The organism is Ochrobactrum sp. SFR4 (genome assembly GCF_019730395.1).
Taxonomy (GTDB): domain Bacteria; phylum Pseudomonadota; class Alphaproteobacteria; order Rhizobiales; family Rhizobiaceae; genus Pseudochrobactrum.
Map to the genome: position 1 here is coordinate 1 of NZ_JAAPBB010000670.1, position 282 is coordinate 282.

Consider the following 282-nt stretch of genomic DNA (forward strand, 5'->3'; position numbering starts at 1 on the left):
GGTTGAACCCTGCTCATCGCGGCTGTTAACCGGCAAAACTTTGTGTTTGATGCGCGGTGTGGCCTCAATTGTCGGATGAAGTTTAATGCGGTTAAATTTTGTCGCTTCGTCCAGTGTCGGCAGCACGATCATCATCGATCCGGGTGCCTGATCAACGATGAAGCAAAACCAGTTTTCGATTGCCGTTGATTTACCAAGCTGGGCAGCCCAGCGGGCAGTGCATCGACGTGCAGGATGATCAGGATGCAGACAATCCTGAGGCTCACGCAAATATGGTACGCG

The 282-nt window shown here is 52.1% G+C and carries 1 protein-coding gene; it reads right to left on the minus strand.

Features of this window, described 5'->3' with window-relative positions; all coding sequences use genetic code 11:
* Positions 1–282, minus strand: a 282-nt coding sequence (locus HBA93_RS20740) for a phage terminase large subunit family protein (protein WP_221724530.1), incomplete at both ends; no start/stop codon positions are given.